Origin of the sequence: Melghirimyces thermohalophilus (assembly GCF_900102685.1) — a bacterium.
GTDB lineage: Bacteria > Bacillota > Bacilli > Thermoactinomycetales > DSM-45169 > Melghirimyces > Melghirimyces thermohalophilus.
In genome coordinates this window covers 224,036-242,602 of the sequence record NZ_FMZA01000001.1, presented here as the reverse complement: position 1 = coordinate 242,602, position 18,567 = coordinate 224,036, and the positions used below count along the sequence as shown (strand labels likewise).

17 protein-coding genes are annotated in these 18,567 nt (G+C 54.6%); 1 reads left to right on the top strand and 16 read right to left on the bottom strand.

Annotated features, from left to right (window positions below; all coding sequences use genetic code 11):
• The 11 genes from BLP91_RS01285 to BLP91_RS01235 form a co-directional block, all read right to left on the bottom strand.
• Window positions 1-272, bottom strand: a 272-nt coding sequence (locus tag BLP91_RS01285) for a helix-turn-helix domain-containing protein (protein ID WP_091565740.1), incomplete at its 3' end; no start/stop codon positions are given.
• Between the two features lie 90 nt (window positions 273-362).
• A complete protein-coding gene (locus tag BLP91_RS01280; protein WP_091565737.1) occupies window positions 363-1,118 on the bottom strand; it encodes a GAF domain-containing protein in 756 nt (251 codons plus the stop codon).
• 406 nt (window positions 1,119-1,524) lie between these two features.
• On the bottom strand, window positions 1,525-2,883 hold the full coding sequence (rsmB, locus tag BLP91_RS01275) for a 16S rRNA (cytosine(967)-C(5))-methyltransferase RsmB (protein WP_091565736.1): 1,359 nt from the start codon (window positions 2,881-2,883) through the stop codon (window positions 1,525-1,527).
• On the bottom strand, window positions 2,884-3,804 hold the full coding sequence (gene fmt / locus BLP91_RS01270; protein ID WP_091565817.1) for a methionyl-tRNA formyltransferase: 921 nt from the start codon (window positions 3,802-3,804) through the stop codon (window positions 2,884-2,886).
• Between the two features lie 30 nt (window positions 3,805-3,834).
• Entirely contained in the window at window positions 3,835-4,311 is a 477-nt protein-coding gene (gene def / locus BLP91_RS01265; RefSeq protein WP_091565734.1) for a peptide deformylase, read from the bottom strand.
• Window positions 4,312-4,329: 18 nt separating this feature from the next.
• A complete protein-coding gene (priA, locus tag BLP91_RS01260; protein ID WP_091565732.1) occupies window positions 4,330-6,783 on the bottom strand; it encodes a primosomal protein N' in 2,454 nt (817 codons plus the stop codon).
• Entirely contained in the window at window positions 6,780-7,973 is a 1,194-nt protein-coding gene (gene coaBC / locus BLP91_RS01255) for a bifunctional phosphopantothenoylcysteine decarboxylase/phosphopantothenate--cysteine ligase CoaBC (RefSeq protein ID WP_091565729.1), read from the bottom strand. The genes priA and coaBC overlap by 4 nt, the downstream gene beginning before the upstream one ends.
• Window positions 7,974-8,017: 44 nt before the next feature.
• A complete protein-coding gene (rpoZ, locus tag BLP91_RS01250) occupies window positions 8,018-8,224 on the bottom strand; it encodes a DNA-directed RNA polymerase subunit omega (RefSeq protein WP_091565727.1) in 207 nt (68 codons plus the stop codon).
• 3 nt (window positions 8,225-8,227) lie between these two features.
• Window positions 8,228-8,851 (bottom strand): guanylate kinase, encoded by a 624-nt coding sequence (gene gmk / locus BLP91_RS01245; protein WP_091565724.1) that lies wholly within the window; start codon window positions 8,849-8,851, stop codon window positions 8,228-8,230.
• Window positions 8,852-8,863: 12 nt separating this feature from the next.
• Window positions 8,864-9,130, bottom strand: coding sequence for an extracellular matrix/biofilm regulator RemA (remA, locus tag BLP91_RS01240; protein ID WP_091565721.1), 267 nt, complete (start codon window positions 9,128-9,130; stop codon window positions 8,864-8,866).
• Between the two features lie 157 nt (window positions 9,131-9,287).
• The gene (locus BLP91_RS01235; RefSeq protein ID WP_176757744.1) at window positions 9,288-10,178 is read right to left on the bottom strand and encodes a YicC/YloC family endoribonuclease; all 891 of its coding nucleotides are present in this window, start codon (window positions 10,176-10,178) and stop codon (window positions 9,288-9,290) included.
• A 206-nt stretch (window positions 10,179-10,384) separates the two neighbouring features.
• Here BLP91_RS01235 and BLP91_RS01230 point away from each other — a divergent pair, with 206 nt between their 5' ends.
• Window positions 10,385-12,052 carry a putative polysaccharide biosynthesis protein gene (locus tag BLP91_RS01230; RefSeq protein ID WP_091565716.1) on the top strand — a complete coding sequence of 556 codons (1,668 nt, stop codon included), beginning with the start codon at window positions 10,385-10,387 and terminating at the stop codon, window positions 12,050-12,052.
• A gap of 36 nt (window positions 12,053-12,088) precedes the next feature.
• Here the strand turns inward: BLP91_RS01230 and bcaP are convergent, their stop codons facing one another.
• The 5 genes from bcaP to BLP91_RS01205 all read right to left on the bottom strand — a co-directional run bounded on the left by bcaP (window position 12,089) and on the right by BLP91_RS01205 (window position 18,430).
• Complete coding sequence (gene bcaP / locus BLP91_RS01225; protein ID WP_091565713.1) at window positions 12,089-13,480, bottom strand: branched-chain amino acid transporter BcaP; 1,392 nt, start codon at window positions 13,478-13,480, stop codon at window positions 12,089-12,091.
• A gap of 134 nt (window positions 13,481-13,614) precedes the next feature.
• Complete coding sequence (locus tag BLP91_RS01220) at window positions 13,615-15,252, bottom strand: glycerol-3-phosphate dehydrogenase/oxidase (RefSeq protein ID WP_091565711.1); 1,638 nt, start codon at window positions 15,250-15,252, stop codon at window positions 13,615-13,617.
• 26 nt (window positions 15,253-15,278) lie between these two features.
• Window positions 15,279-15,848, bottom strand: a complete 570-nt coding sequence (locus BLP91_RS01215; RefSeq protein ID WP_091565708.1) for a glycerol-3-phosphate responsive antiterminator — start codon at window positions 15,846-15,848, stop codon at window positions 15,279-15,281.
• Window positions 15,849-15,999: 151 nt separating this feature from the next.
• Window positions 16,000-17,490, bottom strand: a complete 1,491-nt coding sequence (glpK, locus tag BLP91_RS01210) for a glycerol kinase GlpK (protein ID WP_091565814.1) — start codon at window positions 17,488-17,490, stop codon at window positions 16,000-16,002.
• A gap of 103 nt (window positions 17,491-17,593) precedes the next feature.
• Window positions 17,594-18,430, bottom strand: a complete 837-nt coding sequence (locus tag BLP91_RS01205; RefSeq protein ID WP_091565705.1) for an MIP/aquaporin family protein — start codon at window positions 18,428-18,430, stop codon at window positions 17,594-17,596.
• Window positions 18,431-18,567 lie beyond the last annotated feature (137 nt).

Genomic DNA, 18,567 nt, shown 5'->3' with positions numbered 1-18,567 from the left:
TCCAACCACTTTTTTAAGACATCGTTCTCCAATTCCAGCTGACGGACATATTCATCCTTTTGCAGTGGCCTCTTTCGCCCTCCCCGGCGGTCTTGTAGCCCTTCGGATCCTTTTAACTTATATTGACGCAACCAGACCTTCAAGCGGCTCACGTCATGGATCCCCAACCTTTCGGCTACCTCCCGTTTGGTTACACCCTGCAGTCTCATTTGAACGGCTTGCATCTTCAGTGAAAAGGGATAATGCCTGAACTTCTGTCCTTTTTTCGCCATGAAAACACCCCTTAAAAGTAGTTCCGTTCACAGGGGGTTTTTCCTGTGTCTACTTTAAGGGGTGCACATCATCAAGAGGAAAGGGGGTTTTTACGAACCCACCGATTGTTTTTCCTTACTCAGCTCCAGGTTTAGCAGGGGGGAAAGGACGTGGGCAAAAGCGTTGAGGTAAGCTTTTTCATCGTCAGTGTAGGAACGTTTTTCATCTCCGGTGACACTGAGGACGCCGAGGATCTCATCCCCAGTTCGGATCGGGACGCAGATGAGGGAATGATAGGTGGACTGGGCTTTGGGATGGGTCCGAAAACGGCTGCCCGGTGTGTGAATTTCGCCGGAGAAGAAGATCTCGCCGGTTCGGTAGGTGTGGCCGGCGGCAGAATCAGCGATGGATAGCCGCAACTTCCGCATTCCGTCAGGACTGTGGGCCGCCGCTTCATGAACCTTCAATGTACCGTCCCCGGCATCGACAAAGATACATACCTTGGGATTGTTCCCCTTTTTTCCAGACATCGTCGCCAACAATGAAGATAAAAAATAATTGTAAACATGCCGTCGCTGGTCCTCAAATTCCTGATCCGGCTGGGACAAGATGCGCGATACTTCACTGGCCAGGGTACTGATAGATTGAATCACATACCGGTTTTGTTTATTGTCCTCTTTGATCTCTTTTAGCTGTTCTTCCAAAGCGATCAGTTTGGTGTCAGATTGCAGATTGAGACCGAGAAAGGAAACGCTGTCGCCGCTTTTGGCTCGCCACAGAATAATCGCCCCCAATAGGCCTCCAAACCCGACCAGGGCGTAAGCGAACCAAGGCTTTTCGATGATGATCTGAAAGAAAATATCCATGGGATCGTACTCACCGTCTTTGGAGGGGTTTCAAAGTTGACCTCGACCACGCTTCCCAACCACCTTGCGGACCCGCTATCTATTTTTAGGTGTTCATTTTTGAAAATGGAGACTTATTCTTCATGTACACTCTTACTCAATCTACGCTGTCTGTAGAGAGGGCGTGTACCCCCAAGTTCCGTTGCACCCGTAGGGCACAAGTCTCACCGGGGCACCTTGTTCCGGGTCTGCATCAAAGTGTAGAATGTCCCGTCAATGATCCTGCCTTGAGCAGGGGCTGAGTCGTCTTGGTAATGAGTTTTACCGCTAGGTCAGACCCGGGGTGCTTGTGATGCAAAAGTCACTGAAGTGGTACACGACCGTCTCCCTTTCTATATAAGATCCATATTCTCGTAGGGACACTGGATCAGCTCTTTTTCAATCGAGCGATAAAAAAGCCGTCACTGTCAAAGTGATGGGGCAGGATTTGCACCCATCCCTCCCCGAGGATCGCCTGTTCCCGAACGATTTCGGGCAGTCGCTCCTCAAGCGTTATATCAGGGTAGAAGTCCGGGTGTCCGTCCAAAAAGGCTTCTACCTGCCGGCTGTTTTCTTCAGGCTCCAAGGTACAGGTGCTGTATACCAGGATGCCGCCGGGGGAGACGAGCTTGGCGGCGGCATCCAAAAGCTGCTTTTGCAGATCGGTGAGCGCCTCGATTTCTCGAGGCTCCTTGGACCACTTGATATCCGGCTTTCGGCGAATGACGCCTAAGCCGGAACAGGGGGCATCCAATAACACGCGGTCAAAGGGTTTTTCGCTTCCAACCAGCTCCCGCATATCCGTCCGCCGCGGTTCCACGATGGTAAGTCCCAGCCGTCGAACCTGATCTTGGATCTGATCCACCTTGTGAGAATGGATATCGCAGGATACCAGTACCCCCTCATCAGCCATCCGCTCGGCCAGGTGACCGGTTTTCCCCCCTGGAGCCGCACAACCGTCCAGCACCCGTTCCCCTGGCTGCGGATCGAGGATTTCCGACACCAGCATCGAACTTTCATCCTGAACGGTATACCAACCTTCCCGAAACAGTGTAGAGGCGGCAGGGTTCCCGCCGCCGGACAGAACCAGACCTTGAACCGAGACAGCGGATGGCTCCACGGCAACCGCAGGCATCTTTTGTCGGATCCGCTCGGCCACTTCTTCCCGGTCCCCTTTGAGGAGGTTGATCCGCACCGATGAGCGGGGGGGGCGATTGTTCGCCTCCAGCATGGCTTTCGTCTCCTCCATGCCGTACACCCCGCTCAATCGCCGGACCAGCCATTCCGGGTGGGAAGTGACCAAAGCCAATTCGCGGTGGGTCTCCGGCTGGGCGGGTAGCTGCCACTCCCGCCTCCGCCGCTGATAAGAACGGAGCACGCCGTTGGCCAAACCCGAAATTCCCCGGTGACCCCGTTTCTTAGCGATGCTAACCGTCTCGTGGACGACGGCACGGTCCGGAATCCGGTCCAAATAACGGAGTTGATATACACCCATGCGAAGGAGTTGCCGAACCCAGGGGGCTAAGGAAGACACACCCTTTTTCACCAGATCGTTTAAGATCCAGTCCAGGGTGAGCCTGCGCTGGATCGTTCCATATACCAGTTCTGTGGCCAACCCCCGATCCCGAGCGGATAGCCCGCTCTCCTTCAAGGCGTGGTCCAGGAGTAGATTGCTGTAGGCCTCCCGCTCCTCCACTGCCACCAGTACGTCTAATGCCACTTCCCGGACCGTCTTCCGGACCGCCATCTAAGATTCCCCCAATACCTCGCCGGGCTCCATGTTGCGCCCCCGGGCAAATTGTTCCGCCGTCATCCGTTTTTTCCCTGCTGGTTGCAGCTCTAACAGGCGCAGTCCCCCGCCCTTTGCCGCTACAACCACGCCGTCCTCCGACACCTGGACCACCGTTCCTGGGGCGGCGGGTTCGGCAAGGGAGACCGGTTCCGCCCGCCAGATCTTCAAGGGCTTTCCCTTCCACTGAGTATAGGCGACCGGCCAGGGGGATAACCCCCGAACCTGGTTAAACAACTCTTCAGGATGGCGGTTCCAGTCGATCCGTTCATCCTCCCGCCGAATGTTGGGAGCGAAGGTCACCTGATCCTCCTCCTGGGGAGTCGCTTCGATCTCCCCCTTCAACAGAGGAGGCACCGTCTTAGCTAGGAGCTCTGCTCCCACCCGGGCCAGCTTGTCGTGCAGGCTGCTCACATCATCGTCCCGCTCGATGGGGATCGCCTGCTGAGCCAGCATGTCCCCGGCATCCAGGGCTTCCACCATGTACATGATCGTCACGCCCGTCTTCTTCTCTCCCCGGATCAGGGCATGGTGGATCGGCGCACCCCCCCGGTATTTGGGCAAGAGGGAAGCATGCACGTTGATACAACCGTAACGGGGAACCTCCAAAACCTCCCGGGGCAAGATCTGGCCATAGGCCGCTGTCACAATCAGATCGGGGTTCAGGTCAACGACCTGTTGCACGTTTTCCGGCTTTCTCAGTTTCTCCGGTTGAAAAACCGGAATCCCCAGCTCCTGGGCGACTTCCTTCACTGGAGGCGGGGTCATCACCCGCTTTCTTCCCCGGGGTCGGTCCGGCTGGGTGACCACGGAGAGGACCTCATATCCTTCTTCAACCAGGGTCTTTAGCGAGGGGACGGCAAAGTCAGGCGTGCCCATAAATACGATACGAGCTTGTGCAGCCACGAGTTAGTCCTCCTCCTCCGACTGCGGAGCCTCAAAAACCCGCTCCGCGATATCGGTAAACAGCACTCCGTTTAAGTGGTCGGTTTCATGTTGTAAAATCCGGGCCAGATACCCCTCCGCTTCGATTTCAAAGGGGTTTCCGTCCCGATCCTGAGCTTTCATCGTCACCTGTTCCGCGCGACGGACCTCCCCGAGCAACCCCGGAATACTGAGACACCCTTCCGGCGGGTTGATACTCTCCCCTTTTTTGTTAAATAGTTCGGGGTTGACCGCTTCGATCAATCCGTTTCCGTCATCGACTACCAACACCCGTTTCGGGATCCCCACCTGGGGGGCGGCCAGGCCGACTCCAGGAGCGTCATACATCGTCTCTGCCATGTCGTCCAACAATTTATGAAGACGCGAATTAAACTTGGTGACCGGTTTTGCTTTCTCTTTCAGAATAGGATCCGGCACCAACACAATCTTTCGAATGGCCATTGCTCGACCTCCTTTATCTTATCCATCCCCGTCGACGGGCAAGGAGACACCGTCTCGGTCAATTCCAATCCGCAGATCGGGGTCTTTGAATGCCGATTTTAACCCTCGCAATCCCTGAATGAGACGACTTGGATCATCCGGTTCCCCGTATTTGAGCATCATTTGCATCCGATAGCGGTCTTTGATCCGGGGAATGGGCGCCGGAACCGGACCCAAGAGTTCGCCCCCCTCCGGCAGTAAGGGACTCAGCCATTTCATCGCACGGGTGCCCGCCTGCATGAGCGCCCTGCGGTCCGGGTGACTCAACAACAGCGTAAACAGTCGACAAAAAGGAGGGTAACGCAGCTGTTTCCGCATCAGGCACTCCTGTCGGTAAAAAGATTCCACCTCATTCGCCGCTGCCATGCGGATGCTGTAATGCTCCGGGGCATAGGTTTGCACCACCACCCGGCCCGGTTTCTCATGGCGCCCGGCCCGGCCGCTAACTTGGGTCAGCAGATGAAAGGTTCGTTCCGCCGCCCGGAACTCCGGCAGGTTGAGCATCGTGTCGGCAGCGATCACTCCGACCAGAGTCACATTGGGAAAATCGAGTCCCTTGGCGATCATCTGCGTTCCTAAAAGGACATCGGCTTTGCCGGCACTGAAAGCGGAAAGGAGCCGTTCATGGGCACCTTTGCGCCCGGTTGTATCCACATCCATACGGATCACCCGGATCCCCGGCATCGTTCGGGCCAGCTCTTCTTCCACCCGCTGTGTACCCGTACCGAAATACCGGATGTAAGTACTGCTGCAAAAGGGGCATTCCCGGGGAACTTTTTGTGCGTAACCGCAATAATGACAACGAAGCGTCCGGTTGGTTCGGTGATAAGTCAGGGATATATCACAATGAGGACATTGCACGGATTCCCCGCACTCCCGACAGAGAACAAAGGTAGAAAAACCTCGTCGGTTGAGAAAGAGAACCGCTTGTTCTCCCCGCTCCACGCAAGCGGTTAACGCCTCTTTCAGGGAACGGCTGAAGATGGACCGGTTGCCCGCTCGCAGTTCATCCCGCATATCGACCACATCTACCGGCGGAAAGGGACGCCCGTGCACCCGCTCGGTCAACTGCTCCAATCGGTAACGTCCCAGCTTTGCCTCATAGTAGCTTTCCACAGACGGGGTGGCGGTTCCCATCACCAGCACCGCTCCCTGTCGAGCGCAGCGCCAGCGGGCCACTTCCCGTGCGTGATAACGGGGTTGTTCATCTTGTTTATAAGAGCTTTCATGTTCTTCATCGATGACAACGAGACCCAGCTCAGGAAAAGGGGCAAAGATGGCGGAACGGGCTCCGATCGCGACACTCACTTCCCCAGACCGGATTTTGCGCCACTCATCATACCGTTCGCCACTGGAAAGGCCGCTGTGGAGGACGGCCACCTGCCCGCCAAAGCGGCCTTTAAACCGCTTGACCATCTGAGGAGTTAAGGAAATCTCCGGTACCAGTACGATCGCTTGCCGTCCGGTAGCCAGCGTTTCCGTGATCGCCTGCAAGTAGATTTCTGTCTTTCCGCTTCCGGTTACGCCTTGGAGCAGCACCGTTTCATGCCGTCGCTGACGCAGGACTTGCACCAGGTTTTGGAACACTTTATCCTGCTCCGGGGTGAGCGGCAGGGGCTGGGTCTTCTCAAAGCTGCGTCCTGCAAAGGGATCCCGCAGTTCCTCCCGTTCTTCCCGGTGGATCAGCCCTTGTTCTACCAGCCGATCCACTGTGGATTTGGATACCCCCAATCGGGAGAGAAGGTCTTTCTGGGTCAGCTCTTTTTGCCAGTCGGCAAAAAAACGCAGCACCTCCTGTTGACGTACGGCGTTTTTAGGCAGCTTTTCCGCTACTTGGCACAGCTCATCCGGGGAGGCGGCAGGCGACAGCCACGTCCGCTTTTTGCGCGTGACCCGGTCTCCCACCCGCTCCTCCACCTGAAGCTCGCCTCGTTCCACCAACTGACGGAGAAGGGGACGGCTCACTCCCTCCAACTGCAACGCTTCATCAAAAGGGATCTCTTCCCGCTCCCGCAGAACCTGGGCCAGAACGGCTTCACCGCCGGCGATCCAAGAACCTTCGGTGAAACCAGGAGCCGGGCGGAGAAATCTACGGTATCTCCCCTTCAACACAGCGGGAACCATCGCATGGAGCACCGTGATCAACGGAGCCAGGTACACCTTGGCCATCCATCGGGCCAGTTCTACCAGTTCCGGGGTAAGTGGTGGCGTCAGATCCATCACATCCACGATCGATTTCAGCCGTCGACTCTCCGAGGTTTCCGGAAAGTCCACCACGTAACCCATCAACTTTCGAGGGCCGAAGGGAACCCGGACCCGGCTCCCGATCTCGACCTCCTGCGCCAGTTCCTCCGGAATGCGGTAATCAAAGGGCTTATCCGTCCCTTCCGCCGCCACATCCACGATCACTGACGCGATACGTTCATCGTTCATCGAACCCGTTCTCCGATCAGGCCCATCAGTCGCCGCGCCACCTCAGTCTTGCTCATCTGGGGCAGGCGAAGCACCTCCCCTTGATCATCATAGACAGTGACGATATTGGTTTCCCCGTCAAAGCCCGCTCCGGCTTGCGAAACATCGTTGGCCACCACGAGATCCATCCGCTTGCGATGCAACTTATCGATGGCGTGATCCGATACATGATCGGTTTCCGCGGCAAATCCGACCAAAAATTGCCCGTCTTTCCGCTTCCCCACTTCCTCAGCGATGTCCCGAGTCTTTTTCAGTTCCAGAGCCATTTGGTCCCCTGACTTTTTGATTTTCCGATTCGCCTTTTGCATCGGGGTGTAGTCAGCCACCGCCGCTGCCTTGATAACAATGTCTGAGGATGGCAATTCCTTCATCACCGCTTCAAACATCTCCTCCGCCGTGGTGACATCCACTCTCCGGACCCCAGCTGGGACCGTCAGCCCCACAGGTCCGCTGACGAGCACCGTTTCGGCTCCGGCGCGTACAGCGGCTTCGGCGAGGGCGTAACCCATTTTTCCGGAGGAGCGGTTGGTCAGATACCGGACCGGGTCCAGCGGTTCCCGGGTCGGCCCTGCGGTGACCACCACGCGCTTTCCTCGAAGCGCTCCGGGAGCCTCCTGTAAAATCTCCTCCACAGCCGCCGTGATCGCTTCGGGATCCGCCAATCGTCCTTTGCCGACATACCCGCAAGCCAACTGCCCTGAAGCCGGGTCGACGAAGCGAAAGCCCTTCTGCATCAGATGGTGGATGTTGTCGCGAACGATGGGATGTTCATACATATGCACATTCATCGCCGGTGCAAACAGCACCGGAGCTTGGGTCGCCAAAACCGTCGTACTCAACATATCGTCTCCCAAACCGTGCGCGATCTTCCCTATGATGTTGGCTGTAGCCGGTGCAATCACAAACAGATCGGCATGGTCTGCCAGGTCGATGTGGTTTACCACCGCTGGATCCTGTTCATCAAAGGTGTCGATAGCGACATGGTTGCGGGAAAGCGTTTGAAATGTCAGCGGGGTGATAAAGCGGGTGGCAGACTGGGTCATAATCACTCGCACATCCGCCCCGCGCTGTGTCCATTGGCTGACCAATCCTGCCGCTTTGTAAGCGGCGATTCCTCCGGTCACACCGAGGACGATTCGCTTTCCTTTCAATTCTCCCCCTCCTTTCCGACAAAAAATAACAACCCGAGCGGTTGTTATTTTTTCGGCCCGACTTCTTCAGGTGGAACCAGGTGGCCCTCTGCGATCTCTTCCAGAGCGATTCCCACGTTTTTGTTGGAACGGGGTTCCAGGTGGGGAGTAGCCCCGTTTAGCAGCTGACGGCCCCTCTTGGCAGCCAAGATGACCAGTGTATACTTGCTGTCCGCCTTAGACATCAACTTATCGATCGATGGATGCAGCATAATTTAAAATCCCTCCAGCCAATCAGGTTGTTCTCGAAAGATCCGTTCCCGTCTCGATTGTTCCGCCATCATGATGGAACGGATGCGTTGGCAGGCCTTTGCCACTTCATCATTGACCACGACGTAGTCATACTGGTGGACCTGGTCAAGCTCCTTACGCGCCGCTGTCATCCGGTCTTCCACCACTTCCTCCGACTCCGTACCCCGTCCGCGAATCCGGGCATAAAGCTCCTTCATCGACGGGGGGAGAAGAAAAATGAACACCCCTTCCGGAAAGTGCTCTTTCACCTGACGGGCGCCTTGCACCTCAATTTCCAGCAGCACATTTTTTCCTTCCGCCAGGCGATCTTCAACAAACCGACGGGGGGTGCCGTAATAGTTGTCCACATACCGGGCCCACTCCAGGAGTTCTCCCTCTTCAATCATCCGCTTGAATTCTTCTTTGGACTTAAAAAAATAGTTGATCCCGTCTACTTCCCCTTCCCGAGGTTGGCGGGTAGTCGCCGATACGGAATACACCACCTCAGGCGCCTGCCGCCGGAGTGCGGAGCAAACGGTTCCCTTTCCTGCTCCCGACGGACCGGACAAGACGATTAAAAGCCCCTTTCCGCTCTTTTGAATACCCATAACGCTCCCTTTCTAATTTTCCATTTCATCAGAGGAATCTTTGCTTGCCAGCCGATGGGCCACTGTCTCCGGTTGGACAGCAGACAGAATCACATGATCGCTGTCTGTGATGATGACCGCCCTAGTCCGGCGGCCGTAAGTAGCATCGATCAATACGCCCCTATCTCTGGCTTCCTGGATGATCCGCTTGATCGGAGCTGAATCGGGACTGATGATAGAAATAATCCGATTGGCAGATACAATATTGCCAAAACCGATATTGATCAGCTTAATGCTCAACCTGGGGTACCCCCTCAAACCATTAGGTCTGTTACTGCCCCTTTTGGACCTGTTCATTTTTGAGGAAAAGGTTATCTACAGAAAAGATTACCTACCCTCAATCAAAACAAACTCATATAAGGAGCATCACATCCATATTCAACTCATTATAACCTGTTTACTCAATATTTTGCACTTGTTCTCTCATTTTTTCCAGCTCACTCTTGCAATCAACTACAAGCTCGGCAATCCGTGCATCATTGGCTTTGGAACCGATGGTGTTGATCTCGCGGTTCATTTCCTGGATGAGAAAGTCCAGCCGCCTGCCCACCGGCTCCTGTCGAGTAAGGGCTGAGGAAAATTGGTCCAGATGACTGGACATCCGGGTTAACTCCTCTTGGATATCCGATTTATCCGCAAAGACCGCCGCTTCTGTCAAGAGTCGGTCAGGGTCTGGATCGGTACCGTCCAACACATCCCGGATCTTCTCCTCCAACCGGCTGCGGTATTCTGCGACCACATGTGGAGAACGTTGGGCCATTCCCTTAACGTACCCGCGCAGTAACTTTATGCGATTGGAGAGATCCTCCGCCAACGCGGCGCCTTCCCGTTGTCTCATTTCCAGCAGGGCATGGGTCGCCTCCTCCACCGCTTGAATGAGGGGGGCCTCCCATTCCTCCGGGTCCAGCTTCGTCTCCTCCACCTGGATCACCTCGGGATGATGCAAAAGGTCAGACAAGGAAAAGGTCCCTTCCACTCCTAGCTGCTCCTGTAATCGGCCGGCAGCATCCGCAAGGGAGCGGGCCGCTTCCCAATTGACTGTCAGCTTCTTTTCGGCGACCTCTTTTCCCTCCAGGAGGACGGTGACATCTATTCGACCGCGCCGAACCACACTGGCGACCGTTTTTTTCACTCGGTCTTCCAACGAAGCCCAACCGGAGGGCAGCCGAATCGCCCATTCCAAGAACCGGTGGTTGACGGAACGGATCTCCGCGACCAAACGGATGCCGCCGGCTTCCGACATGCCCCGACCATATCCTGTCATACTGCGGATGTTATGTTCGTTCATCATGTGTTTATTTTATAGGATTTGAACCGCCCCCTCAAGTAAAAAGGGTTGGCCGGGTGTTCCAACCCTTTTTACTGGGCCATCGGGGGCTCACCGATCAATATGAATCAAACCTGCTGCCTTCATCACAACCCTGCTAGGCGGGGAACAGACAAACTGGTAGAATAAGAACAAAAATCTTTCCATCAAAGGATGTTGTTTTATATATGTCCGGTAAATCGGGGCTACTCGTTAAAGGAACGATTATTCTTAGTCTGGCTACTCTGTTTACCAAGTTTCTCGGATTGGTGTTCTGGATTCCTTTTCAAAACATCGCCGGCGACCAGGCGATGGGAGTCTACAGGCAATCATTTCCTTTCTACTCCATTTTGCTAATGTTGGCTACAGCCGGGGTGCCGATCACGGTATCCAAGTTTGTTTCTGAACGCCTATCTGTCGGCGATTATGCAGGGGCAAGGCGGATCCAACGGGTGTCCACCGTGATCCTGTCCTTAACGGGGATGATTGGCTTTTGCCTCTTGTACTTCGGGTCCGGTTTTATCTCCCGGGCCATGTTGAACAGCGCCCATACCGAAGCCTCTTTAAAAGTGCTTTCCTTCGCTTTGTTGGTGGTTCCCATGATGGCCGCCAACCGGGGCTACTTTCAGGGACATCAAGAGATGCTTCCCACCGCTCTTTCCCAGGTCGTAGAGCAATTCTTGAGGGTTACCACCATGGTGGCCGTCACCTATTGGATGGCGAAATGGGAAGTCAGCACAGAAACCTTGGCCGCCGGAGCCACTTTAGGTGCTGTGACCGGTGCCGTTGCCGGTATGATCGTGATGGGGATCTATATCATCTCCGACCGCCGATCCCGTCCCGTCCCAAGCACCGCCATACGGGCAGCGGCTCATCGGGACCGTTTTTTTCCTATATCGGCACAAATTTTAAAATTTGCTCTACCGATCTCCATCGGGAGCTTGGTACTGCCCTTGATCCAGCTTTTGGATTCCATAACCGTTCCCCAGCTCCTTCAATGGGGGTTAGACTTGTCCTTACTGGAATCGGAAAAACGGTTCGGCATCTACGGGCGGGGAGAACCCTTTGTCAATCTGATCGCCACTGTTTCCTCAGCCCTCACCTTGGCGCTGGTGCCCGCGATTGCTGCCCACGTCAAGCGCAAGGAAACAAAATCGGTGGAGCGAAATGTGAGCAGAGCCTGGATGTTCACGGTGGTCTCCGGGTGGCCATGTGCGGCAGGTCTGGCGGTATTGGCCAAACCGATCACGATTATGATGTATCACAACCAATCTCCGACCGTGGTGGAGATCAGTGCGCATGTGATCGCCATCCTAGCTTGTTCCACGATTTTCAGCACCATGGCCGTCACCAACTCTGGAATTCTCCAGGGTTTGGGGCACAATAAATTGCCAGTTTTCCACTTGGGCGTCGGAGTCGTGGTCAAAGTGATCAGCAACTTTTTGTTCATCCCGATACTCGGCATCGCCGGTTCCGCCCTGAGTATGGTTTTGGCCTATGGTTCCGTCTGTTATCTCAATCTTCGTTCGGTCATCCGGAAGACAGGAGTAAAGCTGCCTTACCGGGATCTTGTTATCAAGCCGGCTTTTTGCGTCGCAATCATGACCACTTTACTGGTGCTCGGCCAGTACGGAATGGGCCGGCTTCTCGATCCGGGCATGGACCGGCTGCTAAATGCAGCCCTGGTGTTGGTATTAATCATCCTGGGGGCATGTACCTACGCCGTCACCCTCCTGTTGACACGTACCGTGGGCGCGGAAGAGCTGCGACTCCTCCCCATGGGCGACCGAATCAGTCAATGGTTAACACGAATCCGGCTGATACCCGATGACGAAAAAAAATCGATCGCATCCTGATCTATTGCACAGACCCCCCCAAGCGGCCGGGGGTTTTTAATGTTCCTGGTTGAGATTGGAATGGCGCCGGGAGAAAGTGAAGTAGATCAACACGCCGATGATAACCCAGATCAGAAAGGCGGTCCAGGTGATGGTATCCAAACGGGACATGAGAAACAGGTTCATCAAAATCGCCAGCAAGGGAATCCAGGGGGTAAACGGAACTTTAAAAGGACGCTTCAGCTCCGGCTCCGTTTTCCGAAGGACCAAGACGCCGACAGAGACAAAGGTAAAAGCGGTTAATGTCCCGATATTGACCAGCTCCGCCAAACGTTCAAGGGGCAAAAGGCCGCCGATCAGAGCGGCGATAATCCCCAAAAACCAGGTGGCACCGAAGGGCGTCTGAAACCGTGGATGCACCGAAGACAAAAATTCGGGTAATAATCCGTCCCGGGACATGGAAAAAAAGATTCGCGTCTGCCCGTAAAGCATCACCAACATGACGGTGGTCATCCCCAGGATCGCTCCGAGATTGACGATCCCCGCCATCCAATCCAGACCGGCATAGGAAAGGGCCAGCGAAACCGGATGGTCGACTCCTTCAAATTTGGCGTAGGGGACGATCCCGGTCATAACCGCTGAAACAATCACGTACAAAAGGGTACAGATGCCCAAAGAATAGATGATTCCCCGGGGCAGATCCCGACCCGGGTTTTTGGTCTCTTCAGCTGCAGCGGCTACGGCATCGAAGCCGACAAAAGCGAAAAAGACCAGAGCGCCGGCGTTGAAGACACCTGTTGTACCGAAAGGAAAGAACGGATGCCAATTTTCCGGACGGACATAGTTGATTCCTACAACGATGAACAGGATGATCACCAATGTCTTGATCACGACCATGATATTATTGACCCGTTTCGATTCCGTGATCCCCCGGGCCAGAAGAAACGTGATCAAGATCACGACCAAGAAGGCTGGCAGATTGAAGAGGCTCCCCTCTCCACCCGGCGCTGCTGTTAACGCCGCCGGTAGTTCGAGACCGGTGACGCCCTTCAGCAGCGATTGAAAATATCCCGACCAACCGACGGATACCGTACTGGTGACCAACAAATATTCCAGGATCAGATTCCACCCGACCAACCAGGCGATAATTTCGCCTAGGGTGGCGTAGGTGTATGTATAAACGGACCCGGAAACCGGGACCATGGAGGCGAATTCGGAGTAGGAAAGCGCCGAGAGGGCTGCAGCCACCCCGGCGATCACAAAAGAGAGAACCAATCCAGGACCGGCTGTCACCGCACCGGTTCCGGTTAAAACGAAGATGCCTGTCCCAATCACCGCACCGATTCCCAGCAAGGTGAGATCCCAGGCGGTTAAATCTTTACTGAGAACCCGGCCCCGTTTGCTGACACGGATCAGTTCTTCAATGCTTTTTTTTCGAAATAAATCCAATGTGTATCCTCTCCTTCCGGGGAAACTGCGATCTGCCGTGATTTCACGCTCCACAACACGTTTTTACTATGTCCCCCGGACCATAAAAAAATACAGCTCCGAAGGGGATAAACCCTCCGGAGCTGTGTACTCGTTTATTGATCAGCCGGTTGGGGATGGGTACGGCTCATCTCCTGTTCCAGTTTTACCTTCTCTTCTTTTTCTTTCTCCTTGTCCCAACCTAGCTGTTCGCCCATCGTTTTGATCACGTCAGGTGCCGTTCCCAGGGCTCGATCCCGGCGGAAATAGACGTCCCCTGTACGGCGGATCAGGAAATCGACGGCGGAGACCGCCATCTCCTCTTCTACGGCATATTCCACCTGGGCTTGCAACAGCTTATCCTCAGAGTGGCCCGCCCGATCCCAGACTTTTTCCACATGAACACCATACAGATGGACCAATTCTTCGGCTCGTTCCTCGGTCAAGCCGCCCTCTTTCAGTTGTTTCACCCATTTTTCCTTGAACTGGACAAATCCGTCTCCACCCAGGTCATCCCCGCCGGTGATCGGGAGCTGATCCGTTCGGCAAGGGGTAAAGGAATGGACGCCAGCTTTGTCCAGACGCCGGTTAACCACATCCACCACCCGTTCCGCCATTTTGCGGAAGCCGGTCAATTTACCGCCGGCGATGGTGATCAGGCCCGTCTGGGAATCAAAGATCTCATCTTTACGGGAAAGTTCGGATGGACTTTTTCCTTCCTCGTGAATCAGGGGGCGAAGGCCTGCCCAGCCGGACTCCACATCTTCCGCTTTCAGATTAACTTCAGGGAAAACATCGTTGACTCCCCGCAACAGATAATCCCGATCTCGAGTGGTCATTTCTGGTGTATCGATGGAGCCGTCATAATCGGTGTCCGTGGTTCCGATATAAGTGACGCGACCCCGGGGAATGGCAAAGACCATCCGACCGTCGGGAACGTCAAAGTAAATCGGCTGTTTTACCGGGAACCGTTCCGCTGAGACAACCAGGTGCACCCCTTTGGTCAGGTGGAGACGTTTACCTGAGAGGGAGCCATCCTGCTTGCGAAGCTGATCCACCCAGGGGCCGGCGGCATTCACCACCTCACGGGCCCGAATTTGATAGGTGTCTCCGCTGACCCGATCTTTGACTGAAGCGCCGACCACTCGCCCATTTTCGTACAAGAAGGTTTCCGCTTGGGCGTAGTTGACGGTTTTCGCCCCCATGGAGGCGGCCGTCTTCATCACTTCCAAGGTTAAGCGGGCATCATCGGTTCGATACTCCACATACAGACCGGACCCCTTCAGGCCTCTTTCCCGCAGCAGAGGCTCTTTTTTCAGTGTTTCTTCTCGAGACAACATCTTCCGCCGTTCTTCTTTTTTGACTCCGGCCAGCCGATCGTAGATGTAAAGACCGACGGAAGAAGCCAGCCTCCCGTAGGTTCCCCCTTCATAAATCGGGAGCATCATCGGCCGCGGCAACACGAGATGGGGAGCTCGTTCGTAAAGGAGCGCCCGCTCCCGTCCCACCTCTTTAACCAAATTGATTTCAAACTGTTTGAGATACCTGAGCCCCCCGTGGATCAGTTTCGTCGAGCGACTGCTGGTTCCACCGGCGTAATCCTGTTTTTCCACTAGGCCCACGGTCAAACCGCGGGATACGGCATCCCAGGCGATCCCTGCCCCGGTGATGCCTCCGCCGATCACCAATAGATCCAGTTTTTCTCCCTGCATCTCTTCCAATAGGCGCTTCCGGTCGTGAGCAGAAAAGCTCATGTTTTCTTGCCTCCCCCTTCCAATGATCAAAAAGTTAAATCCCAAATTTCTCCGTTGCTGACGGAAATGGCATCCGCACCATTTTCAAGTGCGCTTTTGATATCCCCGAGCCCGTGCAACAATCCCCCAGCCACGATAGGTATGTCGTGATTGCGCCTCAATTCCTTATAGACCCATGCAGGAACGACGCCTGGCATCACTTCCACAGCGTCTGCTTTTGACTGCTTTAATAAGTGTTTTCCCGTTTCCACGGACATGGTATCCGGAATAAATAAACGTTGGATGGTAAACAACCCTTCCTCTCGGGCAAAGCGGATCAAATGCGTCCGTGTGGAAAGCACCCCGTCCGGCTCAATCTCTTTACGGATATATTTGAGGGCGGCACGATCATTCCCGAATCCCTGGGCCAGGTCCACGTGCAGATAAACCTGTTTGCCCATGCGGCGAATTCGGTTGACGGTCTGATGGAGGGTGTTGATCTCGCCGAACAGGAGAAAACATACCTCCACCTTGGAACACTCCAGCCGTTTCATATCTTGCTCATTTTTCAGGGCAGCAATCACAGAATGCCTACGAACCCCATCTTGAAAACCCATCTTGAGCGACTCCCTTCGCAAAAAATGCAAAAAGAGTCCCCACCGGCGGAGTTGAAGTTGGTTCCGGTGAGGGACTCTCTTTTCATCTCGGTCCCATGCTCGGTTATATTTCTAACCCTATTTTATACCTAATCGGTCTAGAAAAAAACCCTTAAATCTTAACCTCCGAAGGAGACATCGTTCGGCGGACGGCATCCTGCCAACCGCGATAGAGGGAATCACGCTCTTCCTCGGACATTTTCGGCTGGTAGACACCCTCTGCGGTCCAGTTTTGCTTGATCGACTCTTTGTCGTCCCAATACCCGACGGCGAGACCAGCCAGATAGGCGGCACCCAGCGCAGTCGTCTCATTGACGTCAGGCCGCTTCACCGTCACATGGAGAATGTCGGACTGAAACTGCATCAGAAAATTATTGAGAGCCGCTCCCCCGTCCACGTTTAATTGTTGCAACTGGATATCCGCATCGCGCTCCATCGCATCCAGCACATCCTTGGTCTGATATGCCAGCGATTCCAGGGCGGCGCGGGCGATATGATCTCGTCCGGTACCACGGGTCAATCCGTAAATGGCCCCTCTCGCTTCCATATCCCAATAGGGCGCCCCGAGGCCGACGAAAGCGGGGACCAGGTAAACCCCTTCATTGGAGCTCAAACGCAAAGCACATGCTTCGGAATCCGATGATTTTTCGATGATTTCAAGACCATCACGAAGCCACTGGATGGCGGCACCGGCCACAAAGATGCTTCCTTCCAAAGCATACTCCACCTTACCGTCGATCCCCCAGGCGATCGTGGTCAAAAGCCCGTGAGAAGACTGAACCGCACGCTCCCCAGTGTTCATCAGCATAAAACATCCGGTTCCGTAGGTGTTTTTAGCCATGCCAGTAGAGAAACAGGCCTGACCGAACAGAGCCGCCTGCTGGTCTCCGGCAACACCACCGATCGGCACCTGCCGGCCGAAGAACAAATCCTCCTCGGTATGTCCGTATATCTTGCTGGAGGGTTGGACCTCCGGCAGCATGTTGCGAGGAATATCCAGTATACGGAGCAGTTCATCATCCCAATCCAATTTATGGATGTTATACATCAATGTCCGAGAGGCATTGGTGTAATCGGTCACATGCACCTTTCCACCGGTCAACTTCCAGATCAACCAGGTGTCGATGGTACCGAAAAGAAGTTCGCCCCGTTCGGCCTTTTCCCTGGCACCATCCACATGATCCAAGATCCATTTCACCTTGGTCCCGGAAAAATAAGCATCCATTAAAAGCCCGGTCTTCTGGCGGAAGGTATCTTCAAAGCCCTGGTTTTTCAACTCCTCGCAGATGTCGGCTGTCTGGCGGCTCTGCCAGACGATGGCGTTGTAGATCGGTTTTCCTGTCTGTTTATCCCAAACTACTGTCGTTTCCCGCTGGTTAGTGATTCCGATCCCCGCCACTTGATCCGGTTGCACATCGCTTTCTTGGAACACGCCTTTCAGCACGTTTTGCGTCGATTGCCAAATTTCCTCCGCATTGTGCTCCACCCAGCCCGGCTGCGGATACAACTGATGAAACTCCTGTTGACTGACCCCCTTGACCTGGCCTGAATGGTTAAACAACATCGCCCGGGTACTGGTAGTTCCCTGATCAATCGCCAACATATACGTTTCTCTGCTCACGGCTCTTCCCCCTTTACAATCCTCCGTGTTGATTATTCCGCCTTATACCCTAACATGAACGAAAAACATTCGGTTTTACGCTTTGTCAGCTTGCGGAGTTTCTCTCTTGTCCTTCGCCCGCCTGTCCTGCGGGAATCTCATCCTTGGACTGAAGGTAGCGGCGAACCAGCTTGTCGTAGATCACCCCACCCAGCAGCCCGCCGATGATCGGACCCAAAATCGGCACCCAGAAGTATCCACCGGGACCAGGTAGGGCGATAGAATCCCACCCCGCCACCCAGGCGAACAACCTGGGGCCGAAGTCCCGGGCCGGGTTGAGGGCAAAACCGGTCAAGGTACCAAAAGAACCTCCGATCATGGCAACAGTCAGCCCGATCACCAACGGACCCAGGTTACGCAGATCCGGCAACGAGGGATTTTTATCATCCACCACGGCCAGGATCACGATCAGGAGAATCGCGGTGATAAAAACCTCCACCAAAAAGGCATCAAAGTTGGACAAGTAAGCTGCTGGGTAAGTCGAGAAGATTCCAGCAGTCTCCACACTCTCCGCCGATCCCCTTACCATATTTTCCGCCTGGGCAAACTGGGCAAACCCACCCCGGTATAGCCAATAGACCAAACCAGCACCAGTAAAAGCACCGGCCAACTGAGCGACGATATAAGGCATCACATTTTTCCAGGGAAACCCCCTCAACATGGCCACGGTAATCGTAACGGCCGGGTTGATATGGGTCCTGGAGACGGCGCCCGTTACATATATGGCCATAGAAACAGCCAGTCCCCAAACAAAGGAGATTTCCCACTGACTCAATTCCGCATTGTTTAGAACCATCTGTGCGACACTTCCACATCCGATAAATATCAGGATAAAAGTGCCGACAAACTCAGACAGACACTGCCCCCACAATTTCCTGTCCATCGTACCATCCCCCCGATTCTCCTTTTTTCCAGATGACGCGGTAGAAAGGCGCAAAAAAGGCCGCACTGACCCAATGAACATCTGTCGAACTTGTACGATGTCTGGGACAGTACGACCTCTCTCCACGTCTCCGGTCG

Coding starts and splice junctions, on each gene's coding strand:
- BLP91_RS01215 (WP_091565708.1), bottom strand. CDS start 15,848: ATGGGTTTTCAAGATGGGGTTCGTAGGCATTCTGTGATTGCTGCCCTG.
- BLP91_RS01230 (WP_091565716.1), top strand. CDS start 10,385: ATGTCCGGTAAATCGGGGCTACTCGTTAAAGGAACGATTATTCTTAGT.
- BLP91_RS01235 (WP_176757744.1), bottom strand. CDS start 10,178: ATGAACGAACATAACATCCGCAGTATGACAGGATATGGTCGGGGCATG.
- BLP91_RS01280 (WP_091565737.1), bottom strand. CDS start 1,118: ATGGATATTTTCTTTCAGATCATCATCGAAAAGCCTTGGTTCGCTTAC.
- glpK (WP_091565814.1), bottom strand. CDS start 17,490: ATGTTGGCGATTGATCAGGGAACTACCAGTACCCGGGCGATGTTGTTT.
- priA (WP_091565732.1), bottom strand. CDS start 6,783: ATGAACGATGAACGTATCGCGTCAGTGATCGTGGATGTGGCGGCGGAA.
- BLP91_RS01220 (WP_091565711.1), bottom strand. CDS start 15,252: ATGAGCTTTTCTGCTCACGACCGGAAGCGCCTATTGGAAGAGATGCAG.
- gmk (WP_091565724.1), bottom strand. CDS start 8,851: ATGGGTATTCAAAAGAGCGGAAAGGGGCTTTTAATCGTCTTGTCCGGT.
- BLP91_RS01205 (WP_091565705.1), bottom strand. CDS start 18,430: ATGGACAGGAAATTGTGGGGGCAGTGTCTGTCTGAGTTTGTCGGCACT.
- def (WP_091565734.1), bottom strand. CDS start 4,311: ATGGCCATTCGAAAGATTGTGTTGGTGCCGGATCCTATTCTGAAAGAG.
- fmt (WP_091565817.1), bottom strand. CDS start 3,804: ATGGGCACGCCTGACTTTGCCGTCCCCTCGCTAAAGACCCTGGTTGAA.
- rsmB (WP_091565736.1), bottom strand. CDS start 2,883: ATGGCGGTCCGGAAGACGGTCCGGGAAGTGGCATTAGACGTACTGGTG.
- rpoZ (WP_091565727.1), bottom strand. CDS start 8,224: ATGCTGCATCCATCGATCGATAAGTTGATGTCTAAGGCGGACAGCAAG.